At 63.5% G+C, this 12,906-nt stretch carries 10 protein-coding genes; 6 read left to right on the plus strand and 4 right to left on the minus strand.

The window, feature by feature from the left end; genetic code table 11:
• The first annotated feature begins 62 nt into the window (after positions 1 to 62).
• The 5 genes from E2484_RS04750 to E2484_RS04770 all read left to right on the plus strand — a co-directional run bounded on the left by E2484_RS04750 (position 63) and on the right by E2484_RS04770 (position 8,075).
• Positions 63 to 482, plus strand: coding sequence for a PPC domain-containing DNA-binding protein (locus tag E2484_RS04750; RefSeq protein WP_137284097.1), 420 nt, complete (start codon positions 63 to 65; stop codon positions 480 to 482).
• A 1-nt stretch (position 483) separates the two neighbouring features.
• Positions 484 to 5,517, plus strand: coding sequence for a DNA polymerase II large subunit (locus E2484_RS04755; RefSeq protein WP_137284098.1), 5,034 nt, complete (start codon positions 484 to 486; stop codon positions 5,515 to 5,517).
• A gap of 80 nt (positions 5,518 to 5,597) precedes the next feature.
• Complete coding sequence (locus tag E2484_RS04760) at positions 5,598 to 5,939, plus strand: DUF7130 family rubredoxin-like protein (RefSeq protein WP_137284099.1); 342 nt, start codon at positions 5,598 to 5,600, stop codon at positions 5,937 to 5,939.
• A 49-nt stretch (positions 5,940 to 5,988) separates the two neighbouring features.
• A complete protein-coding gene (locus tag E2484_RS04765) occupies positions 5,989 to 6,912 on the plus strand; it encodes a ketopantoate reductase family protein (RefSeq protein WP_137284100.1) in 924 nt (307 codons plus the stop codon).
• Between the two features lie 137 nt (positions 6,913 to 7,049).
• A complete protein-coding gene (locus tag E2484_RS04770) occupies positions 7,050 to 8,075 on the plus strand; it encodes a lysylphosphatidylglycerol synthase transmembrane domain-containing protein (protein WP_137284101.1) in 1,026 nt (341 codons plus the stop codon).
• 166 nt (positions 8,076 to 8,241) lie between these two features.
• Here the strand turns inward: E2484_RS04770 and E2484_RS04775 are convergent, their stop codons facing one another.
• From E2484_RS04775 to E2484_RS04790, 4 genes are all read right to left on the minus strand, one after another.
• Complete coding sequence (locus tag E2484_RS04775; RefSeq protein WP_137284102.1) at positions 8,242 to 9,729, minus strand: sulfatase; 1,488 nt, start codon at positions 9,727 to 9,729, stop codon at positions 8,242 to 8,244.
• A gap of 94 nt (positions 9,730 to 9,823) precedes the next feature.
• Entirely contained in the window at positions 9,824 to 10,186 is a 363-nt protein-coding gene (locus E2484_RS04780) for a NifU family protein (protein WP_137284103.1), read from the minus strand.
• 419 nt (positions 10,187 to 10,605) lie between these two features.
• Entirely contained in the window at positions 10,606 to 10,926 is a 321-nt protein-coding gene (locus tag E2484_RS04785; RefSeq protein WP_137284104.1) for a DUF5783 family protein, read from the minus strand.
• A 128-nt stretch (positions 10,927 to 11,054) separates the two neighbouring features.
• Positions 11,055 to 11,699 (minus strand): helix-turn-helix domain-containing protein, encoded by a 645-nt coding sequence (locus E2484_RS04790; protein ID WP_137284105.1) that lies wholly within the window; start codon positions 11,697 to 11,699, stop codon positions 11,055 to 11,057.
• A gap of 85 nt (positions 11,700 to 11,784) precedes the next feature.
• On the opposite strand from E2484_RS04790, the gene E2484_RS04795 reads away from it, so the two are divergent.
• The gene (locus E2484_RS04795; protein ID WP_137284106.1) at positions 11,785 to 12,690 is read left to right on the plus strand and encodes an alpha/beta fold hydrolase; all 906 of its coding nucleotides are present in this window, start codon (positions 11,785 to 11,787) and stop codon (positions 12,688 to 12,690) included.
• The last annotated feature ends 216 nt before the right edge of the window (positions 12,691 to 12,906 follow it).

Below are 12,906 nucleotides of genomic sequence, written 5' to 3' on the forward strand. Positions count from 1 at the left end.
GATACCGCTCCGGTAACGAGTCAATACTAAACCTTTTCCCGACGCTCTTCCTTCCACGATACATGAACTACCGGGAGGTCTCAGGGGACCGCGAGTTCGTAGCGAGACTCGGCCACGGCGAGGACTGGCGCACCGAAATCGAGTCCCTCGCCGCCGACGAGGACGTCGACGCGGCGTGGTTCGTCGCCATGGGTGCGGTACAGGACGCCACCGTCTGGTACTACGACCAGTCCGAACTGGAGTACCGCGAAGTCGAGTTCGACGAACCGCTCGAAGTCGCCGCCTGCGTCGGCAACGTCTCGTGGCTAGATGGCGACCGGTTCGCCCACACGCACGCCGTCCTCTCGCGCAAGAGCGGCCAGACGCTCGCGGGCCACCTCGACTCGGCGACCGTGTTCGCCGGGGAACTGTACATGCGAACGTTCGAGGAGGAACTCGAGCGCGAACACGACGAACCCACCGACCTCGACCTCTGGCTATAACATGCGGGCCGAGGACGAGGATTACTTCGAGGACTTAGAATCCGACCTCGACGACGCCTTCGAGGTGGCCCGCGAGGCCCGCGAGAACAGTGGCGACCCCAAGCCCGAAGTCGAGATTCCGGTCGCCAAGGACATGGCCGACCGGGTGGAGAACATCCTCGGCATCGACGGGGTGGCCGAGCGCGTCCGAGAGTTGGAAGGCGAGATGTCCCGCGAAGAGGCCGCCCTCGTTCTCGCCGAGGACTTCGCGGAGGGTCGGGTCGGCGACTACGAGAGCAAGGCCGGGAAGGTCGAAGGTGCGGTCCGGACCGCAGTGGCTCTCCTGACCGAGGGCGTGGTCGCCGCGCCCATCGAAGGTATCGACAAGGTGGAAGTGCTGGAGAACGACGACGGCACCGAGTTCGTCAACGTCTACTACGCCGGACCGATTCGGTCGGCCGGTGGTACCGCCCAGGCCCTGTCGGTCCTCGTGGCCGACTACACCCGTGCGCTCGTCGGGATGGCCGAGTACGAGGCCCGCGACGAAGAAGTCGAACGCTACGCCGAAGAGATAAATCTCTACGACAAGGAGACCGGCCTCCAGTACTCGCCCAAGGACAAGGAGACGAAGTTCATCGCCGAACACATCCCCATCATGCTCGACGGGGAATCGACCGGCGACGAGGAGGTGTCGGGCTTTCGAGACCTCGAACGGGTCGATACCAACAACCCTCGCGGCGGTATGTGTCTCGTCCTCGCGGAAGGTATCGCGCTCAAGGCTCCCAAGATACAGCGTTACACCCGGAATCTGGACGAGATCGACTGGCCGTGGTTGCAGGACCTCATCGACGGTACCATCGGGAAGGACGACGCCGACGAGGAAGACGCGGCCGACGACGCCGACGAGAGCGAAGAAGACGCGGCCGAGGAAGAAGCCGACGAGGACACTGAAGAGCCAGACGGCCCGCCTCGCGTCGACCCCGCGAAAAAGTTCCTCCGGGACCTCATCGCCGGACGCCCCGTCTTCGGGCACCCGAGCGAGTCCGGAGGCTTCCGCCTGCGCTACGGTCGAGCGCGGAATCACGGGTTCGCTACCGCGGGCGTCCACCCCGCGACGATGCATCTCGTGGACGACTTCCTCGCCACCGGGACCCAGATCAAGACCGAGCGTCCGGGGAAGGCCGCGGGCGTCGTGCCCGTGGACTCCATCGAGGGGCCGACCGTCCGCCTCGCAAACGGCGACGTGCGAAGAATCGACGACCCCGACGAGGCGCTCGAACTCCGGAACGGGGTCGAGAAGATTCTGGACCTCGGGGAGTACCTGGTCAACTACGGCGAGTTCGTGGAGAACAACCATCCCCTCGCGCCCGCCTCCTACACCGTCGAGTGGTGGGTGCAGGACTTCGAGGCCGCCGGGGCCGACGTGCAGGCGATGCGCGACTCGCCCAGCGTGGACCTGACCGACCCGAACCCCGACGAGGCGCTGACGTGGGCCACCGAGTACGACTGCCCGCTCCACCCCAAGTACACCTACCTCTGGCACGACCTCACCGTCGAACAGTTCGAGACGCTCGCCAAGACCGTCGCGGACGGTGAACTCGTCGGCGGAGACGGCGACGACGCGACGCTCGTCGTCGAGTTCGCCGAGGAGGCCGTTCGGACCGCGCTCGAATGCATCCTCGTCCCTCACACGCAGGACGACGACGAGATTCGAATTCCCGAGTGGCGACCGCTCGCGCGGTCGCTAGGCGTCGACGACGACCTGACCCGGACGTGGGACGACCTGTCGGCCGAGGCCCGCAACTGGGGCGAAGCCGAGGACGGCGACAACGCGCTCCGGGCAGTCAACGAGGTCGCGCCCTTCGAGGTCCGCGAGCGCGCTCCGACCCGCATCGGCAACCGGATGGGACGCCCGGAGAAGTCCGAGAGCCGGGAACTCTCGCCCGCGGTCCACACCCTCTTCCCCATCGGCGAGGCCGGCGGCAGTCAGCGCGACGTGGCCGCCGCCGCCAAGCACGCGCCCGACATGGAGAGCACGCCCGGCCTGGTCGATGCGCAGGTCGGTCGCCGGGAGTGCGAGGACTGCGGCGAACACAGTTTCAAGGCCGAGTGCCCGGAGTGCGGCGGCAACACCTTCGCGCACTTCGAGTGCCCCGACTGCGACTCGGTGGTCGAACTGGACGAGTCGGGCCGGGCGATTTGCGACAACTGCGAAGTCGAGGCCACGTCGGTCGAGTACCGGACCATCGACGTGAACGACGAGTTCCGGTCCGCACTGGAGTCGGTCGGCGAGCGCGAGAACGCCTTCGACACGCTCAAAGGCGTCAAAGGGCTGTCGTCGTCGTACAAGACGCCCGAACCCATCGAGAAGGGCGTCCTCCGGGCGAAACACGGCGTCTCGGCCTTCAAGGACGGGACGGTCCGGTACGACATGACCGACCTCCCGGTCACCAGCGTCCGACCGTCGGAACTCGACGTGTCGGCCGACCACTTCCGGTCGCTCGGCTACGAGGAGGACGTTCACGGCGACCCGCTCCGCCACGACGACCAACTGGTCGAACTCAAGGTGCAGGACGTCGTCCTCTCGGACGGCGCGGCTGAACACCTCCTGAAGACCGCCGACTTCGTGGACGACCTGCTGGAGCAGTACTACGGACTCGACCCGTTCTACGACCTGGACGAGCGCGACGAACTCGTCGGCGAACTCGTCTTCGGGATGGCTCCCCACACCTCCGCGGCGGTCGTGGGCCGAATCGTCGGCTTTACTTCGGCGGCCGTGGGTTACGCGCATCCGTACTTTCACGCCGCGAAACGGCGTAACTGCTTCCACCCAGAGACGAAGGTCTGGTACGAAGACGAGTCCGGCGAGTGGCACTACGACGAGATTCAGCAATTGGTCGAGGAGCGACTACAAGTCCCGCGAGAGGACGACTTCGGGACACTAGTAGAAGAGTTGGACGGTGACGTGTGGGTTCCGTCGGTTGACGAAGATGGCGAGGTCGTCCACAAGCCAATCGAAGCGGTCTCGAAGCATCCCGCACCCGACCACCTCGTAGAAATAGAAACGCGGAGCGGGCGAAAGATCACGGTTACCCCGGACCACTCCATGCGCAGTTGGACTTCGGGTGGCGTTGAGAAAATCGAAGCTCGGGAACTAGATGTTGGTGACCAGATTCCCTCCCCGAAAGAAGTCGAATTCGAGGGTGAGTACGATTCGATCGACCTTCTCGAAAAGTTCCTGAACCTCGACTGTATCTCCAACGAGGAACTGATGGTAAGAGCGCTCGGCGAGAAGAAAATTAAGGAACTCTTTGATTCCGCAACCGAAGATAAGGGGTACCTCAAGCCGGTCGCAGCGAAACTTGGTAAGAGCGATTCGTCAGTTTACAATTGGGTCAACCGAGACAGTGTCCCCGCCTCGGTGTTCATCGCACTACTCGGAAGAGAAGGAACTCTCGAAAAACTCCCACAGAATCTCGAACTCGGCATCCGACGTGACACTGCTTCGGTCAGCCGAAATCTGACCGTCGGACGAGATATCGCAAAAGTCCTCGGCTATTACGCTGCTGAAGGTTTCACTCGTTCCGAAGAGGGTGAGTTCTACCAAACTACGATCTGTACGCCGGACGAAGAGCCAAGAAGTCATATCATCGAAACTCTCGAAGACGAACTCTCTGTGACGCCCTACGAAGAGAACGAATGGAAGATTACGACTTCGAGTCGTCTCGTCACCTTACTCTTCAGGGAAATCCTTGATGCGGGCTGTTCTGCCGAGGACAAGCAGATTCCGGATTACATCGTGAACTCTCCCAAACCGGTCGCCAAGGAGTTCCTCCGTTCTTACTTCAGTGGAGACGGAAGCGTTGCGAGTGATAGAATCGACATCCGAGCCTACACTATTAGCGACGACTTGAAGAGCGATATCGTCGGGTTGCTGAAGCGGTTCGGCATCGCTACGAAGGTTTACACTGAACGCCGTCGTCCATCTACCGGAGCAGTAGCCGAGTTCTACGACGACGAACCCGTTCCGGAGTTCAATTCGTGGGTTCTCAAGATAACCTCGGAAAACGCTGAGCAATTCGCTCAGAAAATTGGATTCGACCTCGACAGAAAGTCCGAGACCCTTAGGAACGCTCTTGATTCCATCCCCGTCCGGTCTCAGCGTATCTTCGGTGATGGCGGAGATCTCTGGCTGGACGAGGTAGAATCCATTGAAATCACGGAGTCGAAGGTTGACCACACCTACTCGGTTACTGTCGAAGATACTCACAGCCTCGTCGCTAATGACCTGTTTACCGGCCAGTGTGACGGCGACGAGGACTGCGTGATGCTCCTGATGGACGGTCTGCTCAACTTCAGCAAGGAGTTCCTCCCCGACAAGCGCGGGGGTCAGATGGACGCGCCGCTCGTCATGTCCTCGCGCATCGACCCCTCGGAGATCGACGACGAAGCCCACAACATGGACATCGTTCGGCAGTACCCCCGCGAGTTCTACGAGGCGACCCGCGAGATGGCCGACCCCGAGGAGGTCGAGGACGTGATGACCATCGCGGAGGAGAATCTGGGGACCGACCGCGAGTACACCGACTTCCACCACAGCCACGACACCTCCGACATCGCGCTCGGCCCGGACCTCTCGGCGTACAAGACGCTCGGGTCGATGATGGACAAGATGGACGCCCAGCTGGAACTGGCCCGAAAGCTCCGGTCGGTGGACGAGACCGACGTGGCCGAGCGCGTCATCGAGTACCACTTCCTGCCCGACCTCATCGGGAACCTCCGGGCGTTCTCCCGACAGGAAACCCGGTGTCTCGACTGCGGCGAGAAGTACCGCCGGATGCCCCTGACCAAGGAGTGTCGGGAGTGCGGCGGGCAGGTCAACCTCACGGTGCACCAGGGGTCGGTGAACAAGTACATGGAGACCGCGATTCAGGTGGCCGAGAAGTACGACTGCCGGGAGTACACCAAACAGCGGTTGGAGATTATGGACCGCAGGCTGGAGTCGATCTTCGAGAACGACAAGAACAAGCAGGGCAGTATCGCCGACTTCATGTGAAATCTTCGTCGGGCTTGGAAATCACTCCCCTCGGCGAATCGGCGACGAGCTTTATCACTCCCGACGCCGTACTCTTGACCATGAGTGGACACGGGGAGCAACCCGCGGAGAACGACGGAGACGTAGAAGCGGTCGAAGAAGCGATGTCGGTCGATTTCGGCCAGACCGTCTACGACGAGAACGGCGAGAAGCTCGGCAACATCCGGGGGCTGGAGAAGGGCGGCTTCTTCGTCTCGACTCGGGAGGGCGTAGAGAGCCTGAGCGTCGAACACTCCCGCTCGGGCCACGAGTTCGGCGAGGGCGAACTGATGTGGCGGTGTACCGAGTGCGGCGAGATGGGCGAGATAGACGAGGGCATCCCCGACGAGTGCCCCAACTGCGGCGAACCCAAGGAAGCCCTGATGTACTGGACCGAGGACTGACGACGCCGAGACGCACCGATTTTTCTACCCGCAACCCCGACGAGCAGACATGGATATCGTCGTGTTCGGCGCGGGGAGCCTCGGAAGCCTCGTCGGGGGCCTGCTCGCCCGCGACCACGCGGTCACGCTGGTCGGGCGCGACCCCCACGTCGCGGCCGTGTGCGAGTCGGGTCTGCGGGTCGGCGGGCGGTTCGACTTCGAGGCCCGGCCCGCGGCGACCACCGACGGGACCGGTCTCGCGGCCGACCTCGCGGTGGTGACGGTCAAGGCGTTCGACACCGAGGACGCGGCCGAGACGCTGGCTACCGGCGAGTTCGACGCCGCGCTCTCGCTCCAGAACGGGATGGGCAACGAGGAGGCTCTCGCCGACTCTCTCGACTGTCCCGTCCTCGCAGGGACCGCGACCTACGGTGCGGTCCTCCGGAACCCGGGCGAAGTCGAGTGTACCGGCCGCGGCGAGGTCGTCCTCGGTCCGCGCGAGGGCGGCACCTCCGAGACGGCCGACGCGGTGGGCCGGGCCTTCCGCAGCGCGGGCGTCGAGACCACCGTCGCCGACGACATGCCCTACCGGCTCTGGGAGAAGTTGGCGGTCAACGCGGGCATCAACGCGACCACGGCGCTGGCTCGCGTCGAGAACGGCGCGCTCCTCGACGGTCCTGCCCGCGAGGTCGCCGCCGACGCAGCACGAGAGACCGCCCGCGTCGCTCGCGCCGAGGGCGTCGAACTGGCGGACGAGGCGGCAGTTCGGGCCGTCGAGCGCGTCGCCGAAGACACGGCCGCGAACACGTCTTCGATGCACCAGGACGTGCTGGCCGACCGCCGGACCGAAGCCGAGGCCATCAACGGATACGTCGTCGCCCGCGCGAGCGCACGCGAGACGGCAGACGCCGTTCCGGTCCCCGTCAACCGGACGCTGGCGAACCTCCTGCGCGCGTGGGAGGAAGACCACGTGGAGGACCGCCAGCAAAGTTGAACTCGGGCCCGTCTTGCGGACACACGAGACGTTTCCCCGAAGCACGCTCCCGCGTGTTTCTTTAGGTTCTCCTTTCTGTACTCCGCCCCGAGTGGAGATTCCGACATACTGATTAGTGGCGGCAGTCAGCATAGTCTATGAACGGCGCGCAGTTACGTACCACAGTTCTCGGGTTTCTCGGTACGTTTGCGATACTCGGTCTTCTGCTGCATTTCGTCGGTGTAGAGGGATTCGTTCAGGAGATTCGCAGAGCCGACACGAGGACGGTCGCACTCATCGTTCTGGTCACGCTCGGCTGGCTCGCCGCGTGGGGGTTCGGCCTCCGAACCGTCCTCAACGTGCTCGGCGTCGACGTATCGTTCGCAAAGTCGTTCTTCATCCTGAACGGTGCGATGTTCTCGAACAACGTCACGCCCTTCGGGCAGGCGGGCGGCGAACCGGTCACGGCGTTGCTCATCTCGAAGGTAGCGAACACGGAGTACGAGCGCGGTCTGGCGGCTATCGCGAGCGTCGATTCGCTCAACTTCGTTCCGTCTATCGTCCTCTCGCTGACGGGTGCGGCGTTCTACGCGACCCAGACCTCGTTCGGTCGGCGACTCCGACTCGCGACGACGGCCATCGTCGTCCTCTCGGTCGCAGTTCCGGTCCTCGGGTTTCTCGGGTGGCGAAACCGGGCGTTGGTTCGGCGGGCCATCTCGAAGATACTCGCGCCGGTACTCGAACAGGTCAGCCGATTCGCTCCCATCGACGTGTCGCTCAGTCGTGAGAAGATCGACACGCGCGTCGGCGAGTTCTTCGACTCCATAGAGCGCGTGGCGACGAACCGGCGGGGACTGACCCTCACGCTCGCCGCTTCGACGGCCGGGTGGGTGTTCCAGATGGTCGCCCTGTGGCTGGCGTTCGTGGCTATCGGTTCACCGATACCGTTCTCCGTGTTGCTGTTCGTCGTGCCGGTGGGTGCTATCGCCGGGGTCACGCCGCTTCCGGGCGGTGCGGGCGGCATCGAAGCGGTACTGGTCGGACTGCTGTCCAGCCTTCCCGGTGCCGGGGTCAGTTCGGGAACCGCCCTAGCCGCCGTCATCATCTTCCGGGGCGCTATCTACTGGGTGCCCATCGCAATCGGCGGCGGCGTCGTGAGCATCGTCGGGGTAGACGCCGCGTAACCGGGCGATTCAGCACTCGGCATTCCTCGGCTATAGACACAGACCCTACTAACCTAACTCTACGTTGCTTTAGAACGGGTGTTCATTTCTAAAAACATCATAGTACTGTCCGAAAAGCTCGATAGCTGAATAGCACCCTCGGTGTCGCCCGTAGCGGACTGGGCGGTCAGTCGATGTAGCCGAGGTCCTGCAGGCGGTCCTTCGCGTCGTCGCTCATGTCGTCCAGCACGTCGTCGTCCTCGACTTCCTTCCACTCGCCGCCGACGCCCTCCTCGAACTCCGAGAGCGCGCCTTCGAGTTCGACCTCCTCGTCGCTGCCGTCGCCGCGGGCGTTCGCCGTCTCGCCGGGGTCCGAATCGAGGTGATAGAACTCGTCTCCGATGCGCTCGTTGCGGATGTACTTGGCGTCGGGTCGGCGTGCGGCCCGCATCCGGGAGTAGAACCGCGAGTCGGTGTCCAATTCGATGCCAGCGTCGTTGGCCTTCTGCTCTAACTGCTTCAGTTCCACGACCGGCCGGTAGTACTCCACGAAGGCGTAGTCTCCTTCCGCAAAGTCCCGATAGTCGGCCGAGAGGAGCGAGCGCGTCCGGTCGAGGGGTACCGTCGAGCGCTCGGCGTCGACTCCGGTGTGGTCCAGCACGGTGTGATAGAGGTCCATCAGTTCGACCTGCTGGTCCTCGCGCGTGCCCGACTCCATCTCGGGGTGCTTGACCATCAACGGGACGTTGACGAGGGGGTCGTAGATGCAGAACTCGTGGCCGTAGAGGTCGTGTTCGCCGTGGAGTTCGCCGTGGTCGGCGCAGACGACGACCATCGTGTCTTCCCACTCGCCGTTGTCCTGCATCCACGAGAAGAGGCGCTGGAGTTGGGCGTCGATGTGGCGAATCTCGGCGTCGTACAGCCCTTCGATCGCCTCCCACTCGTCGTCGGAGATGTCGCGGGCCCCGCAGTTGTACTCCTTGGAGTTCTGGCAGACCTCGGTGGAATCGACGCCGGGCGCGAACTTCTGCTTGTATTCCTCCGGCGGGTGGTACGGCAGGTGGGCGTCCATCAGGTTGATGAACGCGAAGTAGTCGTCGTCGGCGTCGTCGATGAACTCCATCGTCCGGTCGATGACCTGCGGAGTCTTCGAGTCCGCACCTTCACCGGAGGCCGTGTACTCGTGAATCTTGTTACCGACCGACACTAGCCAGTCGGCGACTTTCCGGAGCGACTCGTTGTCGTTCATCGCCTTCCACGCCTTCGCTAGCGGTCCCGACAGCAGGTCGCCGGGCATCACCTCGAAGAAGTTGTCCTGGTCGTCGAAGCCGTCGGTGAGATGCGTGTAGGGTGTTATCCACGCGTTCGAGGAGTAGCAGGCCGTCTCGTAGCCCGCGCCCGACAGCGATTCGGCGAGTGTCGTCGCGCCTTCCAGATACGGGTTCTCCTGACTCGCGCCGTGTTCGCTCGGGTACATTCCGGTGAACAGGGAGGCGTGAACTGGGAGCGTCCACGGTGCGGGGGCGACTGCCTGCTCGAAGACGGCCGCCTCGTCGGCGAACCGCTCCAAGCCGGGCGTCGTCGGCCGGTCGTAGCCATAGACCGAAAGGTGGCTCTTGCGAACCGTGTCCATGACCACGAAGACGACGTTCCCCGCAGAGGCGTCGTTAGTCATACCAGTACCGTCCAATCCGGGGCGGGATAAATATCCTGATGTTAGCCGCGTTCTATGGGAAGAATTACGTCATTTCGAGAGGAGAAATCCGGACTTAGAACGGAGCCTGCGGACCTTCGTCGTCGTCGCCGTCGTCGTCGGTCGTCTCGCCGGGGAACGACGGACTCATGCCGCCGCCGTGACCGCCTCCGCCGTCCATACCGGTGTCGGCGTGGACCGTCTCGATTTCGGGAATCTCCTTGACCATCCGGCTCTTGATGGCCTGAATCGTCATCGGCGAGATGCCACAGCCACTGCACGCACCGCCCAACTGGATGTGAACTTCTCCGGTCTCGCGGTCGATGTTCTGGATAGCCGCGCTTCCCCCGTGCATCTGAATCTGCGGGAAGTTGCGTCGCAGGAAGTTGCTGACGCGCTCCTCGAGGTCGTCCCCTTCGTCCTGAGTTTCGGTGCTCATGCTACGAGGTTGGGTTCGGGAAGTCTTAGGCCTTTGGTTCGTTCCCCAGTTCGTTCGGCGAGCAAGGACTGAAACTCGCCGATTCACCCTCTGAGGCGCTCGGGCGCACTACCACCGGGCATCCTCGCTCGCACTCGTCGAACCGGAATACGATCGATTCGATATAGCGTAATAGTATTTATCACGTCTGTCCGGGGAGACTTCCCCTAGCTGGTCATCCCGGGACGGTTCAGCGAAGCTTCGACGAGGAAAACGGAAATTCGCCGACTCGAACTCGCTGACCGGCGTTCGACGCACTCGCGTTTCGGCTTTCCGCACAGTCGCGTTCGGCCGACGTCGACGCTAGCCGAACGCGACCGGACTCACGACGTCGACGTACTCGAACCGCATCGTGGAACCTATCTCGTCGCCGACCTACTCTAACTCTCGAAACCGAACACCCGCCGCAGTTGGGTCTCTATCTCCTCGACGTAGATGTCGAGCATCTCCTCGACCTTCTCGTCCTTGACGACGATGCCCTGCACGCGCTCGACCGGATTCTCCGGGAGTTCGACGCGGAACTCGCCGTCGCCCTCGTAGAAGGGTTCGCTCTCGTTCAGGATCTGCTGGTCGATGGCGTGGATGAGTTCGGAGTCGTACTTGTCGTTGAGTCGGTTGAACGCGTTCTTGTACGCCTTCTGGAGTTCGTTGAAGTAGTTGGCGTACTTGTCCTCGAACTTCTCGGGGTCGAAGTCGGTCATGTGCCGGAGTTGGACGAGAGCGAATAAAAGTTGGGCGGTGCGAGGCTCTCGGTCTCGCCGAGCCTTCGCCGCCCGGCGACGAACGACCGTATCGATACGTCCGGGATGGCTTCCCAGACCGAGGTCCGTCAACCTTCTCGGACGAACGCGGTTACGACCGCGGACTCGGCCTTTCGAAGGAGTTCACCCGCGTTGCTGGCGGCACAGTCGAGTTCCGCCGCGACGTCTTCGACCGCTCCCGACCGTGGAACCTCGTAGTAGCCGACGGCGACCGCCGCCTCCAGCGCGTTGCGCTGGCGGTCCGTGACGTTCGCGGCCGACGGCCCTCGCCGGAAGTCGTGGACGCTCTCGATGGTCGCGTCGAGCAGGTCGCTCAGTCTGGCGTAGAATTCGCCCATGTAATCGGACTCGCCGACCGCCTCGAACCGGGCGATTCCGGTGTCGTGGAACGTGACCGGCGGGAGGAACACCACCTTCGACTGCGAGACGAGTTCGAGCAGGGACGACTCGAACTCGTAGTCGGTCTGATGGACGAACGCGTACGTTCCGTCGTTTCCCGCCACGAGGTGGGTCGTGGTGACGGTCTCGACCGAATCCAGCACGTCCGCCACGGCGTCCGGACCCGCGTCGAACCACGTCAGCGTCGTCACCGTGGACATCGGACCCCACATCAGCAGTTCTACGCGCGAGACTTCGCTACTCTCCACGATTCGGCGGTGCATCGGGTGCGCCAACTCGTCCGGATAGGTCGCCGCGAACGAGACTCGTTTCATACGGACCCCGAGCGCCGACGGACAAATAAAAGACCGCATCAGTCCGGCAGTGTACTTTCTCCGCTCGCCCGAGAAGCAATCGGTAATGACGAACGCGCTGTCCGAGCGAGCGAGTGGAGAGTCGTCCGACGACGCGGGCACGCGGACCGTTTCGGTCGACGAGGGACGCAGCGTCTCGTACGCCGAGTACGGCATTCCGGACGGGAGGCCGGTCGTGTTCCTTCACGGGACTCCGGGCTCGCGCGTCCTCGGGCGACTGTTCGACGAGTGCGCGCGCCGGAACGGAACTCGTCTCCTCGCGCCCGACCGGCCAGGCTACGGGAAGTCATCCCCGTGGCCCGACCGGACGCCGACCGACACCGGGGAGTTCGTGGCCGCGATGCTGGACGACGCGGGCGTCTCGCGCGCTCGCGTCGTCGGTTTCTCCGGCGGCGGCGCGTTCGCGCTCGCGCTCGCCGCTACGCGCGGGGAGTTAGTCAGCGAAATCGACGTGGTCTCGGGAGCGACTCCGCCGTCTCTCTCGAACGACACGCCGAGGGTCCAGCGTCTCCTCGGACTGTTCGCTCGGACGACGCCGCGACTTCTGAGGGGACTGTTCAGGGGTCAAACGTGGCTCGCCGAGCGTGCGCCACCCTCCGTCGTCGTCTCGCAATATGCGACCGAAGACGGGCGGGCGGAGATACCCGACGAGGTGGCCGAACTCGTCAAGCGGGATTTCGTCGCGGGGTTCGAGCGTCGTCGGAGCGGAGCGGTGACGGAACTCCGCCTGTTGGCGCGGGAGTGGGACTTCTCGCTCGCGGAGATAGACCACCCGGTTCGCCTGTGGCACGGCGGGCGAGACGCGAACGTGCCGGTGGACGACGCCCGTCGGGTCGCCGAGCGACTGCCGAACGGAGAACTGACCGTCTTCGAGGACGCCGACCACCTGACCACGCTCCTCCGCAGTCGGTCACGGATTCTCGAACGTCGCGTCTCCGACGACGAACGGTAGTCACACCGACGGTGTTGGCCCAGCTCGCTCCGGAAAACGGGCGTACTGGTAGACCTCGCGCATCTCGAAGGGTTTTCGACAGCTGGTGCAGTTCGTGCCGAAGCGAGTAATAAACTAGAGAGAGCTATATCAATTCCTCTTTCATCCGCCTCTAGCCGTTCGGACGACAGTACGATTCGGCGTCGAGTCGATAGCTCTCGGCTTAGAATCTCGAAA

The sequence above is a fragment of the Halorussus salinisoli genome, assembly GCA_005239435.1.
GTDB lineage: Archaea > Halobacteriota > Halobacteria > Halobacteriales > Haladaptataceae > Halorussus > Halorussus salinisoli.